19 protein-coding genes and 1 tRNA gene are annotated in these 24708 nt (G+C 55.7%); 8 read left to right on the top strand and 12 right to left on the bottom strand.

Features of this window, described 5'->3' with window-relative positions; translation table 11 throughout:
* Positions 1-4: 4 nt before the first annotated feature.
* Positions 5-1969: a TRAP transporter permease gene (locus EP166_RS12175; RefSeq protein WP_246026282.1), complete on the bottom strand. Its 1965-nt coding sequence runs from the start codon at positions 1967-1969 to the stop codon at positions 5-7.
* Positions 1970-2051: 82 nt separating this feature from the next.
* Positions 2052-3053, bottom strand: a complete 1002-nt coding sequence (locus EP166_RS12170) for a TAXI family TRAP transporter solute-binding subunit (RefSeq protein ID WP_127557306.1) — start codon at positions 3051-3053, stop codon at positions 2052-2054.
* 326 nt (positions 3054-3379) lie between these two features.
* Here EP166_RS12170 and EP166_RS12165 point away from each other — a divergent pair, with 326 nt between their 5' ends.
* Positions 3380-4300, top strand: a complete 921-nt coding sequence (locus EP166_RS12165; RefSeq protein ID WP_127557304.1) for a LysR family transcriptional regulator — start codon at positions 3380-3382, stop codon at positions 4298-4300.
* Between the two features lie 6 nt (positions 4301-4306).
* Here EP166_RS12165 and EP166_RS12160 read toward each other — a convergent pair whose 3' ends face one another.
* Positions 4307-5710: a hypothetical protein gene (locus tag EP166_RS12160; RefSeq protein ID WP_164743921.1), complete on the bottom strand. Its 1404-nt coding sequence runs from the start codon at positions 5708-5710 to the stop codon at positions 4307-4309.
* Positions 5711-5844: 134 nt separating this feature from the next.
* Here EP166_RS12160 and EP166_RS12155 point away from each other — a divergent pair, with 134 nt between their 5' ends.
* Positions 5845-6612, top strand: coding sequence for a phosphatase (locus EP166_RS12155; RefSeq protein WP_127557300.1), 768 nt, complete (start codon positions 5845-5847; stop codon positions 6610-6612).
* 322 nt (positions 6613-6934) lie between these two features.
* Here the strand turns inward: EP166_RS12155 and EP166_RS12150 are convergent, their stop codons facing one another.
* The 3 genes from EP166_RS12150 to EP166_RS12140 are packed head-to-tail and all read right to left on the bottom strand — an operon-like array spanning position 6935 to position 9396.
* Positions 6935-7678, bottom strand: a complete 744-nt coding sequence (locus tag EP166_RS12150; RefSeq protein ID WP_127557298.1) for an amino acid ABC transporter ATP-binding protein — start codon at positions 7676-7678, stop codon at positions 6935-6937.
* A 3-nt stretch (positions 7679-7681) separates the two neighbouring features.
* Positions 7682-8566, bottom strand: coding sequence for an amino acid ABC transporter permease (locus tag EP166_RS12145; RefSeq protein WP_127557297.1), 885 nt, complete (start codon positions 8564-8566; stop codon positions 7682-7684).
* Positions 8563-9396 (bottom strand): substrate-binding periplasmic protein, encoded by an 834-nt coding sequence (locus EP166_RS12140; protein WP_127557295.1) that lies wholly within the window; start codon positions 9394-9396, stop codon positions 8563-8565. Before EP166_RS12140 ends, EP166_RS12145 begins: the two co-directional genes overlap by 4 nt.
* Positions 9397-9710: 314 nt before the next feature.
* Here EP166_RS12140 and EP166_RS12135 point away from each other — a divergent pair, with 314 nt between their 5' ends.
* Entirely contained in the window at positions 9711-11264 is a 1554-nt protein-coding gene (locus EP166_RS12135; RefSeq protein ID WP_127557293.1) for a cation:proton antiporter family protein, read from the top strand.
* Positions 11265-11373: 109 nt separating this feature from the next.
* Here EP166_RS12135 and EP166_RS12130 read toward each other — a convergent pair whose 3' ends face one another.
* The 6 genes from EP166_RS12130 to EP166_RS12105 form a co-directional block, all read right to left on the bottom strand.
* Positions 11374-12381 (bottom strand): LacI family DNA-binding transcriptional regulator, encoded by a 1008-nt coding sequence (locus tag EP166_RS12130; RefSeq protein WP_127557291.1) that lies wholly within the window; start codon positions 12379-12381, stop codon positions 11374-11376.
* The gene (locus EP166_RS12125; protein ID WP_127557289.1) at positions 12378-13148 is read right to left on the bottom strand and encodes an MBL fold metallo-hydrolase; all 771 of its coding nucleotides are present in this window, start codon (positions 13146-13148) and stop codon (positions 12378-12380) included. Before EP166_RS12125 ends, EP166_RS12130 begins: the two co-directional genes overlap by 4 nt.
* An 8-nt stretch (positions 13149-13156) precedes the next feature.
* Complete coding sequence (locus EP166_RS12120) at positions 13157-13969, bottom strand: carbohydrate ABC transporter permease (RefSeq protein ID WP_127557287.1); 813 nt, start codon at positions 13967-13969, stop codon at positions 13157-13159.
* Complete coding sequence (locus EP166_RS12115) at positions 13966-14829, bottom strand: carbohydrate ABC transporter permease (RefSeq protein ID WP_127557285.1); 864 nt, start codon at positions 14827-14829, stop codon at positions 13966-13968. The genes EP166_RS12120 and EP166_RS12115 overlap by 4 nt, the downstream gene beginning before the upstream one ends.
* Before the next feature lie 74 nt (positions 14830-14903).
* Positions 14904-16112, bottom strand: coding sequence for an extracellular solute-binding protein (locus EP166_RS12110; RefSeq protein WP_127557283.1), 1209 nt, complete (start codon positions 16110-16112; stop codon positions 14904-14906).
* A gap of 162 nt (positions 16113-16274) precedes the next feature.
* Entirely contained in the window at positions 16275-17639 is a 1365-nt protein-coding gene (locus EP166_RS12105; protein ID WP_127557281.1) for a Ca2+-dependent phosphoinositide-specific phospholipase C, read from the bottom strand.
* Between the two features lie 280 nt (positions 17640-17919).
* Between EP166_RS12105 and EP166_RS12100 the strand changes: the two genes are divergently transcribed.
* From EP166_RS12100 to EP166_RS12080, 5 genes are all read left to right on the top strand, one after another.
* A tRNA-Arg gene (locus EP166_RS12100) sits at positions 17920-17996 on the top strand.
* 550 nt (positions 17997-18546) lie between these two features.
* Positions 18547-18750: a helix-turn-helix domain-containing protein gene (locus EP166_RS12095; protein WP_127557279.1), complete on the top strand. Its 204-nt coding sequence runs from the start codon at positions 18547-18549 to the stop codon at positions 18748-18750.
* 12 nt (positions 18751-18762) lie between these two features.
* Positions 18763-21861, top strand: a complete 3099-nt coding sequence (locus EP166_RS12090) for a type I restriction endonuclease subunit R (RefSeq protein ID WP_127557277.1) — start codon at positions 18763-18765, stop codon at positions 21859-21861.
* Complete coding sequence (locus tag EP166_RS12085) at positions 21855-23492, top strand: HsdM family class I SAM-dependent methyltransferase (RefSeq protein WP_127557275.1); 1638 nt, start codon at positions 21855-21857, stop codon at positions 23490-23492. The genes EP166_RS12090 and EP166_RS12085 overlap by 7 nt, the downstream gene beginning before the upstream one ends.
* Positions 23489-24706, top strand: a complete 1218-nt coding sequence (locus EP166_RS12080) for a restriction endonuclease subunit S (RefSeq protein ID WP_220432556.1) — start codon at positions 23489-23491, stop codon at positions 24704-24706. Before EP166_RS12085 ends, EP166_RS12080 begins: the two co-directional genes overlap by 4 nt.
* The last annotated feature ends 2 nt before the right edge of the window (positions 24707-24708 follow it).

Here is a 24708-nt window from a genome sequence, read left to right as displayed (position 1 = left end):
TCGCTTATCCTTTGGCCAGTTGCGGGTTGGCGTTGGGTCGATGTCCGGTCTGGTGGCGGATCGCATGCACCGCCAGGTGCAGCAAACCCAGCCCGAGGCAAACAATGCTCACCATCAGGTACGGCGATAGCAGCCCCAGTGCCAGTGCAAACCGAACGCCGCTGTCTGGCAGTGATATAACGCGGCGGTCAAACCGGGCCAGGCTGCTGGTGATCAGGTACAGCGCCAGTACCAGTTGTGCGATCAGCCAGGCGTAGGCACCAAGAGAGAAGTCAGCCCCTGCAGCGGCCGTCGTGAGCATTAACGGGTTGTAGGCAAACGCAAAAGGGATCAGAAACAGCACCGCTGAAATTCGGGTACTGGCTATGGCAGTCGCCATGGGCTTACCACCGGAAATGGATGCTGCGGCGTAGGCGGCAATGGCCACCGGCGGGGTAATGACCGACGCGACGCCAAAGAAAAACACGAACATGTGGGCGGTCAGCAGTTCCATGCCGAAGGCCTGCAAGGTGGGCCCCATCACTGAAATAATGGCGATGTAGGCGGGCAGGGTGGGCATACCCATGCCGAGCACAATGCAGCCGAGCGCGGTAATCAACAAGGCCGCCAGCAGTGAATAGTCGGAGGCATTCGACAGCAGAACCGCAAAGGTGGTTGGAATGCCGGTAGCCGCCAGCGTCGCAACAATAATGCCGACCACAGCAATGGCCATCGACAACCGGCCAACGGTGACGCCGCCCTCGGCCAGGGAGGTGAGCAACACGAGGGGCTGCCGTCTGACCGCCGGGTTCAGAAAACTCAGAACCAGCAACAACAGGATAGCGCTAATCGATGCACCAGCGGGTGATAACCCTTCGATCAACAACCAGACTATGGTGCCCAGTGGCGCCAGCAACAACAGCAGATTGATCCAGTCCTGGCGATCGATGGGCTCCGGCAGGTCGCCTTCCGGCTCGGCACTTAGGCCCAGCTTTTTCGCTTCAAAGTACACGGCGAGGAACAGGCTGGTGTAGTAGGCAATGGCCGGAATCATCACCGCCACGATGACGGTCAGATAGGAGACACCGACATAATCGGCCATCACCAGCGCAGCGGCGCCCATAATGGGTGGCAATATCTGCCCGCCGGCCGACGCCGACGATTCAAGCCCACCGGCGAAGTCGCCACTGAATCCGCGCTTGCGAATCATCGGAATGGTCACCACCCCGGTGCCGACGACGTTGGCCACGGCGCTGCCGGAGACGGTACCGAACATGCCTGACGCCATGATGGCCGCGTAGGCAGGGCCGCCCCGAAAGCGTTGCATCAGAGCGAAGGAAATACGAATCATCGACGAGCCAGCGCCGCAGCCTTCCAGAATGCCACCGAGAATAATAAAGGGCAGAACGGTCGATAGGATGACCGCGAAAATGGAGCCGACCACGCCGTTGTCGCTGCCGAACCAGAGGTTGGCGGCCAGACGGTCCATGGCGTTGCCACCTGCGGTTTGCAGTACCCCGGGCCAGTATTCACCGGTGCCGAGATACAAAACGGCGATCAGTCCGATGATGGCGATTGGCGCGCCCCAGAGCCGCCAGCAAATGACGGTCGCCACCAGAACGGCCATCAGCGCGGTGAGGCCATCCCAGGTGGTGAAGAACATGATCGACATTTCCATGATCTGCGCGACTTGAAAATAGCGGATGCTGCAGTACACCGTCAGGGCGATCAGAGTCAGGTCGAAGAGGATACGTGGTGTCGACGGCACGCTGTTGATCAGTGCCTGTTCGCGCCACAGATACACGACCCCGATGATCACGCACAGGGTAAAAAAGAATGGCCGGAACCACTGAAGTTCAAAGGGCCCCAGACGCGGCAGAAAACCGTAGCTTGGTAGCACATTAATCAGGCCAACCAGCGCCAGCAGTCCGCCGACGACCCAGAGGGCGTATTGCAAACGATTGGCTAGCGTCATGGACGGTGTCGACATGGGAAAGTCCTCCGGGCGCCTGGGATCAGGCACCCTGGTTTAACAGGCGGAGCGGTCTGGCGACCGCGCCGGCTCAGGCCTATCAGGGCATCAGGGTGTCAGGAATGGCGATGTCGTTTTCCTGATAGTAGCGAACCGCACCGGGGTGCAGTGGTGCGTTGACGCCTTCAAAGGGGTTGTCGGTGCTGATGGTGCGCAACAACGCATTGGAGGCTTTCAGCTCGTCGATGTTTTCCCAGTACGCCTTGGCCAGTCGATAGGCGACGTCATCGGACATAGAGGCGCCCACGCCCATCCACATGATGTTCGAGGCGGTGTAGATGTCCTGGTCGCCATTGACCTGACCCCGGTAGGTGCCAGCTGGAATCACGGTGAAGGACATGGCGGCCGCTTCGGTGTAGTCGTTCCATTCCGGGGTGCCAATGCGGTCTTCGGGGATGCCGAGTATGCGAATCGGGTTCTGCAGGCTCATTTCGTTGATCGATTGCTGGCCCACGGGCGCCGACAGCACCAATACATCGTACTGGCCATCCTGAAAGCCCTGTACGGCGGATCCCCAGGGCGCGCGAATGGCTTCATAGTCGCCATCGACCAGGCCGGAGGCGGCTTCGATCATGCCCATGATCTGCATGTTGGCGGCACCGGCCGGTGGGCCGACAAAGACGCGTTTGCCGCGAATGTCATCCCAGCTTTCAATGCCGTCCCGTTCCCAGGTAATGGCGTGATAGGTGCTGCCGGGCAGGCCGGTAATGGCGCGTACATTTTCAGACAGTGCTTTTGCCTGGTCGGCATTGCTGGCATAGGGGCCGACGCCGGCTTTCATGGCGCTGAACGCCGGTGGCGGTACCACGGAAGAGCCCAGCTGGCCGGCGCCCAGCATCATGACTGAGCGGGTGAGCGTTTGCCCGAGCACGACTTGCAGGTTAATGCCTTCGCGGCTGGTGTACTGGGCGTAAGCCTGCGGCAACATGCCGGTAACCGAGGCGGCGCCACCGGCGTCCATTTGCAGGTTTTCAGCCTGGCTGAAACTGGCAGAGAAGGTCAGAGCCAGCGTGGCCAGGCCCAGAGACAGTGATTTTTTCATATCGACCTCGTCGTGTTCAGGTTGTTTTTGGAGTTGTGTGGGTGTTCGACGTTCACAAAGTGTGCAATCTTTAATCGCATTCGTATAATTCATTTTTAAACTCTTAAACAGGCAATTTTGTATGCTTCTATGGCATGAGCACGCATCGGCCACCTGGGACGCCTCTGTGGGGTCGGCGTGAATCCGTCCGTGGAGCCTAGGCCGCAACATCCCTGTTGCGGACTCCCCCACAGAGGCATCCCAGGCAGCCGTTGCTCGGGCTGGTGCCAACTCCGAAATGTCATGTACAGAGCTTTAAAGCGATATTCGTCAAATAGTGAGTGAAAATGGAATCCAAACATCTGGTACAGCTAGCCACCATTCTAGACAGCGGCTCAATCAGCGCCGCTGCGGCCCGCCTGAACGTTACCCAGCCGACGCTGACGCGCAACATCCAGACGCTGGAGATGCAGGCCGGTGGTCCGCTGTTTACCCGCAGTCGGCACGGCGTGCGGCAAACGCCATTGGGGGCCGATCTGGCGCGGCATGGGCGGGCCATTGCCAAGGCCGTTTGGTCGGCGCAGCAGGTGGCGGTGCGTCATGGGCTGGGGCTCAAGCAGGAATTGCGCATTGGTGTGGGTCCGTTGCTGGCCAACAACCTGATGAACGAGATGGCTCAGGATCTGATGGCAGAGCATGACGATTTATCGCTGCTGATTCGAGTGGACACACCGTACCGGATGATCGAACAGATTCACGACGAAGAGCTCGACCTGGTGTTTTCGCCCAAGGTGCAATCCCAAACCCGGGATCTGGTGTGCGACCTGGTGCTGGAAGACCGTTTGGTTGTGGTGGCTTCTAGCCAGCACCCCCTGGCTATTAGGGCTCAGCAGAACGGCTCGCTGGCGCTGTCGGACATTAATGATCAAGCCTGGATCAACATGGGTACCTACGCGCGCTTCGAGGAGTCACCGGTTGAGCGGTTGCAAGCGATGGGGGTCAGCGGCATTCGCACGCCTGTGGCCCTGTCGGGCGATGCGGCGATTACGTTGAAAATGCTGCGAGAGGGCCGACACCTCAGCCTGATGCCGGAAAAACTGACCTTGCGGGTCGAGCGGGATTACAATCTGATGGTGCTGCCGGTGGGTGCTGATTTCGGCCGTCGCGATATTTTTCTCTGGTACCGGGCAGAAGACCTCGACCGGCGCTGGATACAGATTGTCAGCCAGGCGTTTGCGCGTCGGATGACCGACAACGAGCCCGGTTAGGCGGTGTTAGTACAGCCACTGCAATCCAAACAGCCAGACACACAAGAACCCAAAGCTCACCAGCAGATAACGCCGGTTCCAGTTCCAGGCCAGATGCCGCGGTGAGACCTGGCTCAGGTAGCCGACAATCGATACCGAAATGGTAAAGGGTGACGAGTTCACCGTTAAACACCAGGCCGACATCAAACCCAGCGCCAGCAATTCATTGGTCAGCCCGAAGGCGGTCACTGGTTGCAGCGCTGAGGCTAACAGCGTCACAGAGACGATCGGGTTAAAGCCAACCTGGCCAAGCGCGACGGTCAGCACCATGGCGGCGATTAGCAGAAAATAGCCATCCAGGTGCAGCGCCGAGACCAGCCACAACACTTGGGATTCAGTCACCAGCCCTGAAATGGCAGCCCCCAGAAACCCAGCCCCGGCCAGCAGGCTGACCTCACCACTTAACGGCGCGACCTGATTCGGGATGTCGGCTTTCAGGCGACGGCCGAGCAAGACCAGAGCGCCCGGCATTCCGGCGCGGTTACCCTGCCAGGCCAGCCAGCCAATGCCCACCAGAGGGCTGGTGAGAATGACCGCCAGCGTCAGCGACAGATCCGTCCGGGTTTCCAACAGAAAGGCAGAGCAGGTCAGCAGGCCGATTAAGCCGACCAGTTGCACGGCCGGTCGCCAGCTGTAATGGCGTGTGGCATTTGCCATGCCTGGCGGGGCTCGCCGTGGGTTGTGGCGAAAATCCTGAATCCAGCCGATCAGAATCAGCAAGGCGGCCGTCACAAAGCCAATGGGCAGAATGTCTTGCCAGCGCAGGCCGGGAATGATGGTCAGCAACAGGGCCAGGGTAATGGAAAACGGCGAGGTCATCGGCAGAGCGGCAAACCCCCGCAACATGGCGAGCGACATGCGCCGCTGTCGGGTGCGCTGAACACGCACCTGGCCATTGGCCGCGGCCAGGGTATTGCCCCGGGTGACCATCAAACCAAGCAAATGCAGCACACCGAAATTGAGAATCAGCCCGAACAGGGCGGTGGTGTAACTGAGAATACCGTAGCGCCGACCCGGAGGCTGGTTCACCGCCAGGGCACCGCAGCGGCGTACCATGCGCGACCGCTGGGCGGCCAACCGCAGAAAGCTCAGGGCAATCAAAAACGTTGAGAAGTAACCGGCGCGATCGAACGCGGTGCGCAACACGCTCCAGGGGTCTTCCGCCCAGGGCAGAAAAACGCCGCTGAACAGTGCCAGGCCGACGAGAATGCGGGGCGACTGGGGTAAGCGGCGCCAGCGCACAACAATAAACAGAATGAGCGCAACGCCCGCAACCCAGAGCGCCGGTTCGAGGTTTGCCAACTGATACAGCAAGGTACCGGTCAGCACGGTAGCCAGCAGGGGTAAAGCCAGGGAACGTTCCAGTAACATCAGGCGGCTCGGGGGTTGCAGTAAGCTTAACAGTGTAAGTCGTCGCGCCCGGGAATGCGAAGCTGTCGTCTTCATGAAAGCGTCATCGGCCCTATGCTATGCTTTGCGGTCTTCAACACCACACAGGGCCTTCAATGCGCATTCTTACTGACACCCACGCCCATACCGTCGCCAGCGACCACGCCTTCAGCACCGTGCACGACTACTTCCAGATCGCCCGCGACAAGGGCCTGCAACTGTTCAGCATCACCGATCACGCGCCCACCATGCCCGATGGCGCGCATTACTGGCACTTTGGAAACATGAAAGTGATTCCCCGCGTCGTCGGCAATGTCGGTATGCTACGCGGCATTGAAGCCAACATTCTGGAACCGGAAGGCGGTCTGGATATTCTGGACAAGATGCATCCGTTTCTCGACTTCGCTATCGCCAGTTTCCACGAGCCGGTGTTTGCGCCCGCCGATAAAGCGACATCGACCCGAGCGGTGATCAACACCATCAAAACCGGCGAATGCCAGATTGTGGGCCACCCGGGAAACCCCAATTACCCGCTGGACTACGAAGAAGTCATTCGCGCCGCACGCGACAATAACGTCGTGCTGGAAATCAACAACTCCTCCTTCTCGCACTCCCGCCTCGGCAGCGAATCGAACTGCGTGCATATCATGGAACTGATTGACCGGCTCGACTGGAAAGTCGCTTTTGGCTCGGACTCGCACATCGCCTACAGCGTCGGTGACTTCGAGCATGCCATTTCACACGCTGAGCGCATTGGATTCCCGGAAGCGCGCATTGTTAACGCTACCGCACCGCGCTTTCTGCGTTTTTTGGGCGAGCACGATAAGCCCGTTGCTCAAGAAATGGCAGAGTGGGCAAGTCAGTTCGAAATGGAAGCGGAGTAACCCTAAAGGTTAACTCTGGTGTCGTGAGTCAGAAATTCGCGACAATTTAACCACTTGCTATCCAAGGGGTGCCACAGATGCCTACTGAAGGTCGTTAGGCCGCATGGATGCGGCATCCGAGCCCCCATGGACCAAAACGCCAGGAGCGTTTTGGCATGAGCGAAGCGAGCCCGCAGGGTCAGTCCCATGGATGGGACTGATATCGGTTCACGGCGTACCTTCAGTAGGCATCTGTGGCGCTCCGCCTGGCACCCAAGTGAAGGTTGATGGCCAAGCAAGTTACCCCGCGAATTTCTGACTCATGACACCAGCCACCGAATCACTAAAGCCGCCCAGCCTCAATAATCCGGTCCAGAAACGCTTGGGTGCGCTCGTGTTGCGGGTCGTTGAACATGCGGTTTGGGTCGCCTTCTTCGAGAATGCGGCCGCCTTCCAGAAAACAGACCCGGTCGGCGACGTCGCGGGCAAAGCCCATCTCGTGGGTGACGATGACCATGGTCATGCCCTGGGCTTTCAGTTCCTTGATGATGCCGAGCACCTCGCCCACCAGTTCCGGGTCGAGCGCAGCGGTGACTTCATCGAGGAGTAATACATCCGGCCTGTTCATCAGCGCACGCACGAAAGCCACACGCTGCTGCTGACCGCCGGATAACTGTTCCGGGTAAGCTTTGGCAAAGCTGTTCATGCCGAACCGATCCAACTGTTCCAGTGCGGATGCCTCGGCGTCTTTACGGCTCTTGCCGTGCACTTTGCGCGGTGCCAGCGTTAAGTTATCCAGCACCGTCAAATGCGGAAACAGATTGTACGACTGAAACACAATGCCGATGCGCTTGTGCAGGCCGACCTTGCCGAAGCGCTGATCGGTGACCGGCACATCATCCAGATAGATGTCGCCGTAGTCCGCTTTTACCAGCCGATTGATGCAACGCAACAGCGTCGATTTGCCGGAGCCGGAGGCGCCGATCAGGCAAACCACCTCGTGCAAATCGACCGACAAATCCACCTGATCCAGCACCAGCTTCTCGCCAAAATACTTGGTCACTTCCGATAATTGGACACGCGGCACCGCTTAGCCTCCTACTTGCAAACGACGGGCGCGATCGCGCCGGGTAACGTAGTCAGCCAGTCGTGCCATCGGAATGGTGGCCAGCAGGAATAAGCCGGCTGCAACGATCAGCGATGAATAATTGAAGGTCGAGGCCGTGTAGATTTGCGCTTCTCGTACTGCATCGCGCACACCGATGATCGACAGCAACGCCACATCTTTTTGCAGGGCAACCACGATGTTCATCATCGCTGGCAGCACATTGCGCACCGCTTGCGGCAGAATCGCGTAAATCATGGTTTGCCATTCGGTCAGGCCGAGCGACTTGGCCGCCGCCCACTGGCCTTCGTGCACGGCATCGATGCCCGAACGGTAGATTTCACAGACATAGGCCGAGTAACTCAGCACCATGGCGACTGCCCCCCAGAACAGACTGCTTGAAGGCAAGCCGGGCAGGTTCAGTGCCGGTATGCCAAAACCAAACAGCAGCACCAGCAGCAACACCGGCAGGCCGCGAAACAGGTCTATGTACAGAATCACCATCAACCGGAAGGGTGCAAACCAGGGCGCGCGCAGCGATCGGATGACCGCCAGGGCAATGCCCAGCACCAGAATGCAGGCCAGCACTATCAGCCAGATGCGCATGTTGATCCAGAACCCCTGCAGCACCCGCGGGAAGGCGGCGATCATGGCGTCGACATTGAAAAACTGCAGCTTAATGCGCGGCCACTGCTCGGCCGAGGTGATTACCCAGGCCAGTGCGCCAAACACGACAAGAATACTGATGAGGCTGATCAGGCTGGGAGCCAGGGCTTCCCGCCAATTATAGGAGCGGCCGGGCGGAGGCGGGGGCGGGCGCCTTTCGGCGCCGCCCAGCGATCCCGTATTGGGCGATTGAGAGTCGGTCATTCGGTGATGATGGGTAGATCGGGGTCGGCAATCAGATACTCGGCTTTCAGGTCTTCGACCACACCGCGGTCGATAACTGCCGTCAAAGCGTCATCCACCCAGGGAATCAGCGGGTTGTTGTATTCGAACAAAAGACCATGGCCGCGGTCGTTTTCATCCGGCGGCAGCAGCGCAACGATGTTGGCTTCCGGTACCTGAACGGCGGTGACGTACAACGCCGTGGGCAGAGAGATCAGGGTGCCGTCAATCTGGCCGGCACGCATGGCCTGGAACACATCGACCTGCTCGTTGTAGATGGCCGCTTCGGTAACGCCCAGTACGTTGACCAGGTAGTCGTTATCGGTCGTACCAATGGTCGCGCCCCAGCGAGCGTCGCGCAGGTCTTCGTAGCTGGTGGCGTTTTCGAGGGTATTGCCGGGTAAGGCGAGCACGGCTTTTTCAGGCTGAAAATAGACCCGGCTGAAGCTGACGATCTGCTTGCGCGCTTCGGTGACGGAAATTTGCTGAATGGCGAAATCGTAGGGCTTATTGCCCGGGGCAATCGCCTGGTCGAAGGTCTGGCCGACCCAGACTACATCGTCGGCATCAAAGCCCATTTCAGCGGCCAGTTCGTACACCAGGCCGTTCTCGAACCCTTCACCACTGGCCGGGTCGTTGTTCAGCATCCAGGGTGGGTAAACCGGGTCGCCGGTGCCGACGGTCAGTTTGCCGGGCGTGACCAGGCGCGGGTCCATGGTCGTTCGTTCTTCGGCAAACGCCTGGGTTAATACAGTCATCAACAACGACAACAGAACGATTGAACCGCGACGGAAAGCAGTGCGTTCAGACATGACAGGACTCCAATGTGTAGGTCGTACCCGACCAGGAAGGGGGCTTTCACTGCCGACAGCGCGGCCGCGTTAGAGTAAACAGGGCGGTGACATCCGGCAGAAAGATAGGTGAATGCTGACGAATCGTGGCTCACAGGTCAAGCAGCTTCAACCCGGGCGTGGCCTGCCGGTCAGGCACAGTCCACCGTGTTCGGTTGAGGGGCGGCATCACAAACATACAAGGCCAGGCTGATCACCGGTATACTAACCTGACGTTGTACGATGAGACTGCGGTGCGAGATCAGCACTGAAATCTGGTTTAAAGGAACCACGTTGTGATTGAAGTTGTCGGTTTATCCCTGGCTTTCGTGCTTGGCCTACTGGTGAAGCGAATAGGCCTGCCACCCCTGGTGGGCTTTTTGCTGGCGGGTTTTGGCCTGAACGCCCTCGGGCCTTATGTCGGCCTGCCTTCCTATACCGGCCCGGTGCTCGAACACATTGCACACCTGGGTGTCCTGTTGCTGTTGTTTACCGTTGGCCTGAAACTCAAGCTCAAGAACCTGGTTCAGCCTGTAGTGGTTGGCGGGGCCCTGTTGCATTTTGGGATGACGGTGGTGGTGTTTGGTGCAGGCATCGCGTTCTTTACCGACCTGCCCATCGCAACCGTGATATTACTGGCCGTTGCGCTCAGTTTTTCATCGACCGTTCTGGCGGCCAAAACGCTTGAGGCAAAACGTGAACTCGGTGCCTTTCATGGCCGGGTCGCCATTGGCATTCTGATCATCCAGGATCTGATCGCGCTGTTGGTGCTGAGCGTTGCAGGGGGGAATTCACCCTCCTGGTGGGCATTGCTGGTATTCGCACTGCCCTTGTTAAGGCCCGTGCTGTACTGGTTGCTCGACATGGCGGGGCACGACGAATTGATGGTGCTGATGGGCATGGTGCTCGCCGTTGCCGTGGGCGGCATGGGCTTTGAAACGCTGGGGCTCAGTTCCGAGTTGGGTGCACTGGCGATGGGGGTGCTGCTCTCTGGCCACTCACGCTCGCAGGAGCTGTCTCATTCCTTGTGGGGCCTGAAAGAAGTCTTCCTGATCGGCTTTTTTCTGCAGATCGGCATGAACGGCCTGCCGGATGCCCAGGCGCTGATATTTGCGGTCGTCTTTGCTCTGGTATTGCCGCTGAAAGGCTTGCTCTTCTTTGGGTTGCTTATCCTGTTCAGACTGCGCGCCCGCAACGCCTTTCTCGGTGCGCTGAGCCTGACTTGTTACAGCGAGTTCGGGTTGATTGTGGCCGCTGGCGTGCTGGAAGAGTGGCTGGTGCCGCTGGCCATTACCGTGGCGTTGTCGTTTATTATCGCCGCACCGCTGAACCGTTTGGCGCACCCGATATTCGAGTGGCTGGAGCTGAAGCTGATCCCGCTTGAACGTCACAGCATGCATCCGGATGAGCAACCCGCATCGCTCGGCGATGCGACCATTATTGTGATGGGTATGGGGCGAACCGGAACCGCCGCCTATCTCGCACTGGAAGACCGTGGCTTCAAAGTCGTCGGGCTCGATTCAGACCCCGATAAAGTCGCCCGCCAACAGGAAAAGGGCCGTACGGTCGTTTATGCCGACGCTGAAGACATCAGCTTCTGGCATGCCGTAGACCTGTCGGGTATCGAAGCCTTTATCATTGCCATGCCGGACACCGAAGGGGTTGTTGTTGCTGCCCGTCAAATTCGCAGACAAGGCTTCAAGGGGCCAGTGGTTACCCATGCCCTCTACGAAGACGCTGCCATTCTGATGGAAGCCGCCGGCGCCGATGAAACCTTCCTGACCATGAACAGTGCAGGCATGGGCCTGGCCGAACGGGTGTCTGCGCGGTTGGCGGGGCACGGAAAGTAGAGGCAACTGCACGGTTCGGGGCCGTCTTGCTGGTATTCAACAGCAACGAGCTCGTCAGATGGTGGGCTCGATTCATCAGCCCGGACAGATAGGCCGGGTTCACCTTTGCTCAGGTTTCGCGCAGCACAAACGCCGGTGCCAGCCGCTGACTGAGTTCAACCACTTCGCCCCGAATAGACTGATTCAAGGCCTGAAGGGCCGTGGCCACCAGTGCTTCGACAGGCTGGGCAATGGTGGTCAGTTGAACGCCTGCGCTTTCCGCCTGGGGAACATTATCGCAACCAATCAGCCTGACGGAATCGGGTACAGCAATGCTGGCCAGCCGGAATGCGGCCAGGGCGCCCATGGCCAGAGCATCGCACGCGCAAAACACCCCATCGACCCCGGGGTGATATTGCAACAGGGTTTGCGCCGAGGCAAAGCCAGCATCGTGACTGTAGTCGGTGTTTTGCAGCACCACAGCGGGTGTGATGCCCGCTGTGTGCAGCGCTGCCAGAAATCCTTGCTGACGTTCCTGAGAAGCCTGCCCATCTTTACGACCCGCAATATAAGCCGGGGCCTGACAGCCTTGCTGTATCAGATAATCTGCAGCCAACCTGCCGACGGCCCGGTTGTCGGTCAGAATGGCCGGAACAGGGGTTTGCCTTGCTTCACGACCAAGCAGCACCGTAGGAATGTGCAGGGCCAGAAAGGCCTCAGTGGCTTCCGGTGACAAGCTGCCTGCGGCAATAATGGCGGCATCAACCTGGTAGGCAATCAGCCGGTCCAGAGCGTCGTCCAGTTGGCCGTTTTGGTCTGGCATGATCAGCATGGGTACCCGGCCTTCGGCCTGCAATGCCTGAGTCAGCTGTGCAAAAAAGTAGGGCTGAAACGGGTTATCGAACTCTCCCATCACAACGGCAACCAGGCCACTGTGCCGACCCTTTTTAGAGTTGACCAGCGAGCGCGCCAGGGCATTTGGCCGATAGCCTAACTGGTTGGCAACCTGAAGAATGTGGTGTCGGCGTTCTCGGCTGATGCTGGCGCCGGGCGTAAAGGCACGGGAAACCGCTGAACGGGAAACCTGTGCCGACCGTGCAACATCTGAGGCGGTAACTGCAATGCGGTTTTTGTTCATAGGGCGTTGCCTGTGATTGAGTAGCGCCAGTGCCCTTGTTGCAGTGTTATGCGGTCGCCAGCCACAGGGACGCGAATATCCGCGAACGATGCCGCTGCTTCCCGGATAGCAGGCTGATGTTCAGGCCCAATATGATAGGGGCACAGCAAGCTACCTGCTTTGCGCGATAATTGCTGACACAACGGCCAGTCACCGTGGTTTGAGCGCGGCGGTAACGCCAGGCTCGACTGGCATTCCTGAAACACCACGTCGGCCGATTCCAGCCAGGGCTGATTGTAGCGGGTGGGGCGGCCATCGCCACTGTAAAACAAGGTACCATGCCGGCTGCGCAACCAGAGCGACAGGTTACGTACCGGGTGTCGGCTAACGGCCGTCTGGCATTGCCAGGGGCCCAGGCTTGTCAGCCCCAGACTTTCCTGCCAGAGAATGTCAAAACTGCACTGGTTCGAAGGCCACAAACCAAAGCTCGCCAGTTGCTGCAACCGGGCCCACTGGTCTCGCTGGGCATAAATCAACACTGGTTTGCGGCGCTTCGAGTGCTGCCAGAAATTGATCAGGGTCGTTAGCCCCAGGCAATGGTCCGGATGACAGTGGGTAAAGTATAGGGCGTCGATCTGCTCAATGCCGATGTCGTGCCGCCACAGCGCCGGGGGGACGGTGGGCCCACAATCGACCAGCAGCGTGAACTCTGATTCCTGTACCAGAATCGAGGCGTTCACACCGTAAGGTTCATAGGCGCTTCCCGCGCCGATTACCGTAATGTTCATGATAATCCCTAGTGCGATTGCATGGCAAAGCCACGCAGCAGGTGCCGTTGCAGATAGCCCGCCAGAATCAGAACTGGCAGGGAGCTGATCACCCCAATGGCCATCAGTTCGCCCCAGTACGTCTGGTTTTCGGTGGCGAAGGTGGCAATGAACAGTGGCAGGGTGAAATTGCTCGGGGTTTGAATAAACAGCAGTGCAAACAGAAACTCATTCCAAGCCAACAACATGGCGAAAATGAGCGTGGCCACCAGGCCGGGTGCGGCAAGCGGTAAGACGACACGGGTCAGTCGGCGAAACAATCCCGCGCCTTCCAGCGTGGCGGCTTCTTCCAGGTCTACGGGTATTTGGCGAACAAAACCGAGCAGCATCCAGATGCAAAACGGAAGAGTGTACACCTGATAACTGAGCATCAACCCCGGCAACGAATCGAGCCCGTTCAGGCTGCGCAGAATCCGGTACATGGGAATGGCGACAACGATCGGCGGCAGCATTTTCACGACCAGAACCAGCAGTAAAAACATCCGGTCCAACTGGGCTGGAAAGCGAAACCGAACCAGCGCATACGCCGCCAAAAACGCCAGCGTCAAAGACAGGGCCGTCGTGCCCAGTGCGACGACCAGGGTGTTCACCAGACGTTGCCCGACACCCTGTTGCCACAGGCTGATAAAGTGCTCCAGCGTCGGCGCATTGGGTAGCAGACTTAAACCCGTGCCGACATATTCTCCGGCCGGTTTAAACGCTGTGCCGAGCATCCACAGCGTTGGCAGCGTAAAAAACAGCAGTAAGACAATCATCACGGCGTATCGAAGCGAATGGGTCATGTTGGCCTCCGCATTACCTGCCAGGCATAGGCCAGGCTCAACACGAGCGCGATGACCAGCATGATAACGGCAATGGCACTGGCAGCGCCCAGGTTGAAGAATTTAAAACCCTGCTTATAGGCCATTAGCGACAACGTCTCAGTGGCAAAGGCCGGGCCGCCGCCGGTCAGCACATAGACTTTGTCGAATAATTTAAAGGTATCGATACTGCGCAACAGCAAGGCCAAAAACAGGTAGGGGCGCAGCAACGGCAGGCGAATGTGCCAGAACTGTTGCCAGGGCGTAGCCCCTTCCAGCGTTGCGGCTTCTTCAATGTCTTGCGGAATGCCTTGCAGGCCCGCCAGTAGAATCAGAAACGCCATGGGCGTCCATTGCCAGGTATCGACCAGCACGATTGACCAGAGCGCAAGCGCCGGGTCCGATAGCCAGGGCTGCCGGGAAAGCCCAACCGCATCGAACAGATTGTTCAGCCAGCCAAAGTCGAAATGCATCCAGGCTTTCCAGATGGACGCGCAGACCAGGGTCGACAACATCATCGGGTAGATGAACAGCGGCAATAGCCACTGCCGGCGGGGGAACGGCCGTGCAAACAGTAGGGCCAGCAGCAGCCCAAGCCCGACCTGAACAACAGAAGCCGAGACGGTAAAGCGCACGGTATTCCAGGTCGCCTGCTGAAAAAACCAGTCGTTCAGCAGGGTGTTAAAGTTGGCCCAGCCAACAAAGGTCAGCGCATCGCTTTGGTACTCGGCATCGGTAAACGCCAGCACGAAGCTGTAGGCGATGGGGTAGAGGGTGAGCAACGCCAGCAACAACAACGCCGGGGCGAGCAGCAAGGCGGGTTGCCATCCGGATCGAAACATAACCGAATCCTGATCATTGAAATCGAATAACCGGACACCCGAATGAGTGCCCGGTTATTATGACGTCCGCTGAATTACAGGGCGGCGGCCATACGTTGGTGGGCTTGCTGGGCGGCTTGCTCCGGCGTGATGCGACCCAACAACGCCAGTTGCAGGTAATCACCCATGATCGATTCCAGTTCCTGCCAGGCATTGATGCGTGGGCGCGGTGCACCCTGGCGAAGGGCATTCAACTGGTTCGGGTACCAGCGGTAGGTGTCGACCACCTCGGCATCGCTATACACGCTGCTGCGGGTGGGCGGCAAACCCAGGCTTAGTGTCAGGTCACGCTGGTTGTTTGCACTGGTGAAATAGGCCAGAAAGTCTTCAGCAGCTGCGGCGTTTTCAGCGTTGGCGGAAACGCCCATCTGCCAGACACCCAGCATCGGTGTGGAGGCATTGACTTCACCCGGCGGTGGGATGATTTCAACCTGGTTCACGACCTGCGACAGTTCCGGGTCGTCCATCGTGGGTACCCAGGATGGCCAGACTTCAATCGCCATTGCCGCCTTGTTCTGTTGAATGGCGTCGCGCACTTCGCCCGAGTTATACACTTCAATACCGCGCGGGGCGATCTCTCTGAGGCTCACGAAATCGCGAATGGCCGCTACGGTTTCCGGGCTGTCGAAATTCACAGCGCCGTCACCGTCCACAATGTTGCCACCGTAGGCCCACAGCATCGGCAAAAAGCCAGTCACAATCGGGTTACCCTGAGTACCACGGAACACCACGCCGGAGCGATCGGCCGTGTGTAACTGCTTGCCCTGGGCAATGACATCACTCCAGGTTTCGGGTTCGTCCATCAGATCCGAGCGGTAGGCGAACATCGCCACGTTGCCGACGACGGGCAATGAATACAGCGGGCCCTGGCCAACGGGATAACGCGAAATATCCGTCAATGCCGGAATGAAATCCTGACTAACACGATCTTCGTTCAGTTCAGCCAACCAGCCCTGGCTCATGAACTCGGTGGCCCAGGTGTCATCGATCATCACCAGATCGAAACTGGAATCCCCTTCGCGCATGCCGATAACCAACTTCTCGTACAGCGAGCCATAAGGCAGCTTCAGCAGTTCAATGTCCATGTCTGGGTGTTCGGCCTGGTAAGCCGCAACGCTCTGCTCCAACGCCCGACCCATCAGATCATCACGCCCTGCGATCACCAGGTCTGCCGCCTGGGCAACCCCGGCCACGCTGACCGCCAGGCCCAGCAGGGCCGTTGCCATTTTGGTTTTTGTAAACATCCTGTTTTCCTCCATCGTTTATTCGGTGGTTATAGGGTTATTGCCTGTATCGAATGTCGAGTCTTTATGGTGATTCGAGCCAAGTGCACACGTGTGCAATCTAGGCTTTGAACATGACGGCCCTATAACAGGGCCGTGACGGTTTTGTGACTTTCAGAGTGCTTAGAGTGGGAGAATGGCAAAACGTTGCCTGGCGTATGCACCGTTGCAATTGGCCAGGCGCGCTTGAACGCCCGATGTCTGACTGCCATTGGGGATTTCAGCGCAGCGATCACCCATGCCGACGAGCTGGCCCTGGGTAGTTAACCGCCATTTTTCGCTATCACCGCCATCGCAATCCCAAAGGTGCAAGGGCTTGCCTGCGGTAGATTGCCCGCCTTCAATGTCAAAGCAGTACGTTTCGTTGCCGACAGACCGTAACTGGGTTTCATCGCTGTATCTGAATAGCTGGTTGGCGTTGCCGGTGCAGGCTGACTGGATTAGATCACTACCATTCCCGTACTGGGCATTCTCAACGGTCAAACACAGGCCGCTGTGCTCTGCCTGGAGCGCAAAGCGGTTGGGAATGGAGCGGCGTTCACCGTTCAGGGGAATGTGCTGGCCATAGGTATCGAGTGTTTCGCGGCTGATCATCGAAGCGCCGGATGCCACCGCCATGTAGGCCTGGTGGAAGGCATCGAACCGGTGTTCATCCGATGCCCAAAGATTCACCAGTTGCCGGTTCAGGGCCGAAGCCTCCAGCGTTTGCGACACGTACTTGCCCGCATCCGTGTTCCCGCAAACCACCCAGTCGTTGGCTGCATAACCACTGAAATCCTTGGCTGAACCATACGCATCAAAGTAAGCGGCGCCTTCCGCCTGAGGGCAGACAAGGGCATTGGCATTCGCACCAAATTGCTCGACATAAGCACGCTGGGTCTGGTTCTTGGCACCGATGGGGCCACCGGTAATCAGCACCAGAAATTTACCCCGCATACTGCCCAGAGAGGGCCAGCCAGCAGCCAACACCCCTTCGCGCAGGCTGGTGTGCCCGGTATATTGGCGCACCTGTTCCGGCGTAAGAATGCGGTTGCCCAGCTCGTTTGCCAGTGCCGAATTCAACTGCTGACGGGCCGAAGCGCCCCAGCCGGCCCAGAGCCCGGCTTTCAGGTCGAGCTGCAGGGTAATGGGCAAATGGTTTGGGTGGCTGTCACTCCAACTGGCCAGATCAGTCAGGCAATCGGCAAACCAGCCCCCCGTGCCACCCTGACAGTTGTTGTCCAAATCCCCCTGGGTGGGGACATGCTTGACGACCAGAGACCCACCGGATTCCCAGACATCCAGTTCAACCACCCGGTTACCACGCTCCAGCACATCCAAAATATCCGGGAAATGCGCCGTCTCGTAGGGGTTGTGAGGCCGTGACCAATAGGCCTGGTCGTAAGCCAGTGAATCGTTCAGGCCAGCAGCCGATGGGGTGTTATCGGCCCAGGCACCGCTGGTTAGCAGGCTGACGCCCGCGATAATTGCCGCTATTGTCGTTTTCATGGTGTCATCCTCGGTTGCTTGCACACGCGTGCAGACTCAGGCTGACGGGCCGGGATGACAGAGGCTTGAAGGTAGAATGACCGTTTTGTGGAAAACCGGGCGGGGCGAGCTAACCTCTTGAAATACCAAACAATTGTGGACTTAGAGCGCTAAATCTGTATACTGCGCCCCGTTATGCGCCCGTAGCTCAGCTGGATAGAGCGCTGCCCTCCGGAGGCAACGGTCGTAGCAGTACCCCGGAACCGAAGGCAACGGTCCAAAATGCCAATTTTGTTGAAAACCGCCCGTAGCTCAGCTGGATAGAGCGCCGCCCTCCGGAGGCGGAGGTCAGAGGTTCGAATCCTCTCGGGCGGGCCATTTCGCTGCATTTACAGCAATTTTCGACGAAATTAAGCTCTAGTAATACCCCTGTCAAATTTCATGCCTCAAAATATAGCTAGCGATTGGTTTGACCTCTGCTCTAATTGAGAATCCCCACGTTTTATAAAGCGAATTAGTGTTTGTGACCAAATTGTGGCCATGGTGTGACCATATTTATTCCAATATTTTTCTAAGAAGCGTAAGTCTGACCTTCGCCCATACATCTTCAGCGTTTGTTCTGGTCACAGGTGTAAAAGCCCTTTTCGCATCGAAGCAGCCGTAACTCACATAAAATCTTCTAACTTCAGCCCCTAACGGTACCAAAATCTTATTTTCTGCTGCCGCCGGATTAAATGGTTTGTTGTTCCCGCGGACCCCACGCGAATTCCGGTCCCTTAACCTGTTGACATGCATAAGGTCGGAATTTTCGCGTTGTATAGCAGAGGAGTGACAATTTATAATTTCATCTCGCATAATATCACTTTGTTTTGAATGCTGTGTTACTCTCCGATAGATGGGTTAATCGTCAAATAATGAGGCTATTACCATGATCCGCTGTCATCTCGCCCGCATGATGGGTGAGCACAAAATGCGCATATCAGACGTTGCCAGAGAAACAAGGCTGAGCAGGGCCACTGTTACCCTGCTGTACAAAGAAACGGCGCAGAAAGTGGATCTGGGAGCCATCGAAAAGCTATGCCTGTTGTTCGAATGTCAGGTGGGTGATCTTCTAGAGCTGACACAGCAATAATCAAGGAACGTGATGAAGTTTAACGAAGACACCCGAGTAAAAATCCCGACCATTCTCCACCTGATGAGGCTGGGTTATCAGTATCTCTCGCTCAAGGGCCAGAGTTGGGATCTGGACACCAACATATTCCCTGAGCTGTTCTCATCGGCGATCACCCGAATCAACCCCGGCATCGAGGCGGACGATGTTTCCCGGCTCCTGGAAGACGTCAAGCTGCTGCTCGACAACGAAGACTTGGGGCGCGCCTTCTTTGAGCGGCTAAGCGACCGCTCCAACATCAAGCTGATCGACTTCGAAAACTTCGACAACAACAGCTTCCACGTCGTTACCGAGCTGACCTGCCAGAATGGCGATGAAGAGTTTCGGCCAGATGTCACCCTGCTGATCAACGGCATGCCGTCAGTCTTTATTGAAGTGAAGAAGCCGAATAACCGTGAAGGCATATTGGCGGAGCGGGATCGCATCAACAAGCGCTTCCAGAACCCCAAGTTCAAGCGCTTTGCCAACATCACGCAGTTCATGATTTTCTCTAACAATATGGAGTATGACGACGGCGACCCGGAACCTGTTCAGGGCGCGTTCTACGCCAGCAGCTCCTATCACAAGCCGGTCTTCAATTACTTCCGTGAGGAAGAGATTCTGAACCTTACGGCCCTGCTCAAGCCGCTATCGGATGGTGACGAGCTCAAGGTGTTGAAGGACAACAACCTGGAAGTCATTCGCAGCAATCCCGAATTCATTGTCAATAAAGACCCGAACCGGCCAACTAACCGTATTTGCACCTCTCTGGTCAACAGGGATCGGCTTGCGTTTATCCTGCGTTATGCGCTCGCCTATGTGTCAGAGACTGACGGGCTGCAAAAGCACATCATGCGCTATCCGCAGCTATTCGCTACCAAGGCTATCGAAAGGAAACTCAATGATGGCGTTAAGAAGGGGATCATCTGGCACACCCAGGGCAGCGGCAAAACAGCGCTGGCTTTCTACAACGTGCACTTTCTGACGGATCACTTCCAGAAACAGCAGATCATTCCCAAGTTCTACTTCATTGTCGATCGGCTGGACTTGCTGCAACAGGCGCACCGGGAATTCACCGCTCGCGGCCTGAAGGTGCACACTGTTAACTCCCGTGAAGCCTTTACCCGCGACATCAAGGCAACCCAGGTTATCCACAACCATTCCGGCAAGCCTGAAATCACGGTCGTGAATATCCAGAAATTTAAGGACGACCCGGATGTCGTCTCAACCAAGGACTACGATGTTGCCATCCAGCGCGTGTATTTCCTGGATGAAGTCCACCGCAGTTACAACCCCAGAGGCAGCTTCCTGGCGAACCTGAGCCAGTCGGACACCAATGCCATCAAAATTGGCCTCACGGGTACGCCACTGTTAGGCGACGATTACAACTCTCGAGTGCTATTCGGCGATTACATTCACAAATACTATTACAACGCGTCTATTGCCGATGGCTACACACTACGTCTGATCCGGGAAGAGATCGCCACCAACTATAAGATGGTGCTGCAACAAGCCCTAGATGAAGTGGAAGTCAAAATGGGTGACGTGGATCGCAAGCTTATCTACGCCCACCCGAGCTTTGTCGAACCCATGCTCGATTACATCATCACCGACTTTGAAAAAAGCCGGGGCGCACTGAATGATGCCACCATAGGCGGCATGGTGATCTGCGATAGCGCAGATCAGGCCAAAGCCATGTCTACACTCTTTGAAGAAAAATACGCAGATACAATAGCCCTCAAAGAATCCAATGACAGTGTTTATGAACTACCCAAGGTGGCTGAAAACAAGCCTGAGTATAAGGTTGCAAAGAAAGGTAACAATAAGGCCAGAACCTCAGCGCTGATCCTGCATGACATAGGCACCAAGGAAGAGCGTAAGGATTGGGTGGAAGACTTCAAAGCCGGGAAAATCGACTTCCTGTTCGTATTCAACATGCTGCTCACCGGGTTTGATGCCCCAAGGCTAAAGAAAATTTATCTGGGCCGAGTCATCCGCAAGCACAACCTGCTACAAGCCTTAACACGGGTAAACCGCACCTATAAGGATTTCCGTTACGGCTATGTGGTGGACTTTGCCGACATCCGCAAGGAGTTTGATGCGACCAACAAAGCCTATTTTGACGAGCTGCAATTAGAACTCGGCGATGAAATGGAGCACTACTCCAACCTGTTTAAATCCCAGGAGGAAATAAAGCAAGAAATCGAGCATATCAAGGATGTGCTGTTCCGCTTCGATATCGAAAATGCCGAGGTCTTCACCGACCAGATAAGCCAGATTCAGGACAGGGAAACCATTCTGGCCCTGAAGAGAGCACTGGGCGATGCGAAAAGCCTCTACAACCTCATCCGCCTGCAAGGTGAGTACAGCATCCTGGATGAGCTGGACTTCGCCAAACTGAACATCCTCTATCGGGAAACCTGTAACCACCTGGATATGCTCAACCTCAAGGAGAGCATTGAGCAAGGCACGGATACCGACAATTTACTAAATGTGGCCCTTGAGGATGTCATCTTTAAATTCATCAAGGTGGGCGAAGAAGAACTGGTGCTGGCCGATAAGCTGAAAAACACCCTACGCCAAACCCGCGAAGCCCTGGCCAGTAATTTTGACCAACAAGACCCCAAGTTCGTCAGCCTAAAGGAAGAGCTGGAAAGGCTCTTCAAGAAAAAGAACCTCAGCGAAGTCACCCAGGATGAAATGGTGGCCAACATCGATTCGCTCAACAAGATCCACGAGCGCGTTAAGGAGCTGAACCGCGAGAACAACCAGCTTCGCCAGAAATACCATGGCGATGCCAAATACACCCGCATTCACAAGCGCCTGCAAGAGCGTGGCGGCATCAGCGAGTCAGAGCGCAAGATCTTTGAAGCCCTCACTGGGGTAAAGCAGGACGCCGATGAGCAGGTACTGAATAACAGCCAAATACTGGACAACGAAAGCTATTTTGAACGCCAGATGATGCCTTTGGTGATCAGGCGCTTCAAAGGCGAGCAAAACATACAACTCAACGCCGACGCCTCACGCTATATCAATCACCTGGTTGTCGCCGAATACCTGAATGAATTTAGTACCGGAGCACGTACGTGGTAGAACTTGAATTTAGAGAAAAAACTAAGGCGCTGATCGATAGCCTGAAGAACATATGCGCCCACTATGGCTTGGGTAACGACGGCAATGAATTTAAAGTCATCACCCAAACCTTTCTATACAAGTTCCTGAACGACAAATTCGCCTACGAGGCGAAGAAGATCGACGAGAAGGTCGCCAACTCGGAAACGTGGGAAGAAGCCCTAGTCGCCATGAGCGAAGACGAGCTAGAAATGCTCCAGTTGCAAATGGGCGGGGATACCGCACGTTTAAAGCCGCACCACTTTATCAGCTATCTGTTTAGCCGGCAGAATACACCGGACTATGCCAAGCTGTTTGATGATACCTTGCGCGATATTGCCCAGACCAATAACGAAGTTTTCGCGGTAAAAACCGATGGCGGCGCAAAAGTGGTGCTGTTTGACCGCATTAGTGAGTACATCGCCGACGAATCCAAGCGCGATGCCTTCTGCCGCGCCATCATCAACAAGCTTGTTGAGTTCAGCTTCGAGCGAATTTTCACCCAAAAATTCGACTTCTACGCCACTATCTTTGAATACCTGATTAAAGACTATAACAGCAATTCAGGTGGAAAGTACGCCGAGTATTTTACCCCCCATGCAGTCGCAAGGATCATGGCCGAAATTCTGGTGCCGCAAGCCCTACGCGGAAAAGTGAAGAATGTCGCCTGCTACGATCCATCAGCAGGCTCTGGCACACTGTTAATGAATGTGGCCCATGCCATTGGTGAAGACCGTTGCAGCATCTATACCCAGGACATCTCGCAAAAATCCTCAAATCTGCTGCGTCTTAACCTGATTTTGAACAACCTGGTGCATTCCATCCCGAACGTGATCCAGGGTAATACCGTTCTTCACCCCTACCACAAAGACGGCAAAGACCTAAAGCGTTTTGACTATATCGTCTCCAATCCGCCATTTAAGCTGGATTTCAGCGATTTCCGCGATGAGCTGGACAGCAAAGAAAACAAAGAGCGTTTCTTTGCTGGTATCCCTAAGGCACCTGCGAAAGCCAAAGACAAAATGGCAATCTATCAGCTATTCTTACAACATATCGTCGCGTCGTTAAAACCTGGTGGCAAAGCGGCCGTGGTGGTTCCCACAGGCTTTATTACCGCCCAATCGGGTATCGACAAAGGCATTCGCACGCACCTGGTACAAAATAAAATGCTGGCAGGCGTGGTATCCATGCCATCCAATATCTTTGCTACTACAGGAACCAACGTCTCCATTCTGTTTATAGATGACAGCAATAAAGGCAATGTGGTTTTGATTGATGCATCAAATCTGGGTGAAAAAATCAAGGACGGAAAAAACCAGAAGACCGTGCTTAGTCAGAATGAAGAACAGCGTATTATCGATACCTTTAATGCCAAGAAGGCAACGGAAGATTTCTCCGTTGCCGTCAGTTATGACGAAATCGAAGCCAAAAACTACAGCTTGAGTGCTGGTCAGTATTTCGATGTGAAAATCGAGTATGTGGATATTACGCCAACGCAGTTTTCGGAGAAAATGCAGGGCTTTACCTCGGACTTGGAAGGCCTTTTTAGTCAATCGCGTGATATTGAAAAGGAAATTTTCTCGCAACTTAAATCATTGGAAATTGCCAAATGAAAGCGAGAAGTACATTGGGAGAGCTAGCCGAGGATATCACAGTTGGCTTCGTAGGATCTATGGCAACCGAGTACGTTGCTGAAGGCATACCTTTTCTTCGCTCTCTGAATGTAAAGCCTTATTCTTATGAACCAAGTGATCTCAAATACATATCACAAAAATTTCACAAAAAGATAAGAAAGTCCGCATTAAGCCCGGGAGATGTTGTAGCAGTTAGGACCGGAAATCCAGGGGCATCATGCGTAATACCCGAAACGCTACCTGAAGCAAACTGTTCTGATCTGGTCGTTATTAGATGCGGAGAATTGCTAGATCCGCATTTCGTATCATACTACATAAACTCAGTGACACACTCTCACGTTAAAAACCAATTAGTGGGGGCAATACAGAAACACTTTAACATTGGTTCTGCCAAGGACTTGCCATTTCCCGACCTGAATAAAACTCAACAGGCCGAAATCTCAAGCGTATTACGTGTAATCGATAAAAAAATCGAACTCAACAACCGCATCAATACCAAACTGGAAGCCATGGCCAAAACCCTGTACGACTATTGGTTCGTACAGTTCGACTTCCCCGATGCCAACGGCAATCCCTACAAAACCTCAGGTGGCAAGATGGTCTACAACCAAACCCTGAAGCGGGAGATACCGGAGGGGTGGAGCGACAAGACGCTATCCCAAATCGCCAACATTACTATGGGTCAATCTCCAGAGGGGAGCTCCTATAACGAAGTAGGTGTTGGGACTATTTTTTATCAAGGTTCCACGGACTTTGGATGGTTATTTCCCACCACCCGTCAATACACAACAGCACCAAGCCGCATGGCAAAGAAAGGTGACATTCTTTTGAGTGTCCGCGCTCCTGTTGGTGACATGAATATTGCTAACTCTGATTGTTGTATTGGTCGCGGGCTTGCTGCACTGAATAGCAAAACCGGGTCGGACGGATTTCTGTTTTATGTGATGAAGTATTTCAAACAGATTTTTAATCGTCGAAATTCTGAAGGAACAACGTTCGGCTCCATCACAAAAAACGATTTGCACTCTCTCACACTGGCATACCCAACAGCGGATCTGCTCAAGAAATATGATGACGTAGTCACGAATTATAACAAGATGATCTTCGAGCGAAGCCTTGAAAATCGTGAGCTTATCAGTCTTCGAGATTGGCTGCTCCCCATGCTAATGAACGGCCAGGTGATAGTAAAGTAAGG

It is taken from the genome of Saccharospirillum alexandrii (assembly GCF_004000275.1).
GTDB classification, from domain to species: Bacteria; Pseudomonadota; Gammaproteobacteria; order Pseudomonadales; family Natronospirillaceae; genus Saccharospirillum; species Saccharospirillum alexandrii.
This window is presented reverse-complemented; position numbering and strand designations above follow the sequence as displayed.